This window comes from Thermogutta sp. (genome assembly GCF_014359955.1).
Lineage (GTDB): Bacteria > Planctomycetota > Planctomycetia > Pirellulales > Thermoguttaceae > Thermogutta.
In genome coordinates, this window is sequence record NZ_JACIYL010000974.1 from 1 (window position 1) to 1,447 (window position 1,447).

At 60.3% G+C, this 1,447-nt stretch carries 2 protein-coding genes; both read right to left on the reverse strand.

Translation table 11 applies throughout. The features are described from left to right. Nucleotides 1-569: FeoB small GTPase domain-containing protein (locus tag H5U08_RS18685; RefSeq protein ID WP_297036621.1), on the reverse strand; the 569-nt coding region annotated here is incomplete at its 3' end. Between the two features lie 137 nt (nucleotides 570-706). Next, complete coding sequence (locus H5U08_RS18690; RefSeq protein ID WP_297036623.1) at nucleotides 707-1,126, reverse strand: FeoA family protein; 420 nt, start codon at nucleotides 1,124-1,126, stop codon at nucleotides 707-709. Nucleotides 1,127-1,447: the final 321 nt, after the last annotated feature.

Here is a 1,447-nt window from a genome sequence, read left to right on the forward strand (position 1 = left end):
TCGCGGGGAAGGGGAGACCGCGGAGACGGCCCTGCGTCCTTCTCGATCAACTCACGGAGGACCTGCCGGACCCGCCCCACGCCGATTCCCCGATGAGCCTGAACAGGGACCACCGGCACGCCAAGGCGACGCCCCAATTCCTCCACGTCGATCTGAAGACCCTGACGCTCTGCGACATCGACCATCGTCAGGGCCACCACCATGGGCAGCCCCAGTTCCAAAAGCTGGCTTACCAGGTAAAGATTGCGCTCCAGATTGGAGGCATCCACCACGCAGAGAATGACGTCGAGGGGCTCCACCCCGGGCTCCCGGCCAAGCAACACATTGACGGCCACCAATTCATCCCGAGAGCGGGGAGAAAGGCTGTACAGACCGGGAAGGTCAATGACCTCGAACGTTTGATTTTGGAACTCGAATCGGCCGGTCCGCTTTTCCACCGTCACGCCGGGGTAATTCCCCACCCGCTGGTACACCCCCACCAGCGCACTGAAAAGTGTGGATTTTCCCGTGTTGGGATTCCCGACCAGGGCGACCGAAACACACTTTTTGGGTGAGATCACACGTGTCATGGCAGGCCAGTTGGCCTCGAGCGGACGTCAGAGGATCTTTCACGCAGAATTTTGCGCCACAAGTCCCAAACGCAACTCACCAAGCACCAGGGACAGGAAGGCGTGCCGCGGCTTTCCGCGGGCAGCAGCGCGGAGCGTCAGGGTGTGTGGGTTTCCCCGGGGTTGTCGGCCGAAGAATCCTGCGGGGTCGCTAGCGGAGCGGCCGCCGCAACCGATTCGGCAAGCGAGGACGGCCTCGATCCCCATCCGTGCCGATGCCGGTGAGGATGCCCATGATGTCCCGGCAACGCTTCTACGAGGATTCGCACGTCGTCGTCCATGCGAACGCCCAGCTTACTCCCTCCCAGCCACACGATGCAGGGGTTTCCCGGCCGAAAAACCCGCACCACTGTTCCCGGCCGAAGCCCCAGCTCCTGCAACCGATGAACCACCTCCGGAGGTCCATCCAGGGCTGTGATGCGAGCGGCCTGACCTGCCTGCAGGTCGCCCAGCAGCGTCTCACCGGGATGAGCGCCATCGCCCCAAAATTTTCCTCTCCTCCAAGCAAACCCAATCATGGCGGCCTCGTCATTCAGTCATTGCCACGGAACCCAGCGAAAATATGGGGGTGCCCAATACGGCGGAACAAGATTCGGCCTGAAACTGATCCCGCCGAAACAGATTGGCAGCAATTTGGCACTCAATTACCGTTTATGTCTCAATAAAGCCTAGTAATTGAGATTCATTCTCATTTTTCCTGCCATTATCTTACGCTGGGCCGCGGGGCTAATCAAGCGTTGTCGGGCGAAAATCTTTGATTGCGCTCCCAGTCGCCGCCCCCCAGGCAGAGATCGAGATCCGCAACGACAAAAACACGGTCGTCCTTGCGGATCTCGATC

What these genes read in the sequence shown, in the direction of transcription:
- H5U08_RS18690 (WP_297036623.1), bottom strand. Translation starts at nt 1,126, where the DNA reads ATGATTGGGTTTGCTTGGAGGAGAGGAAAATTTTGGGGCGATGGCGCT.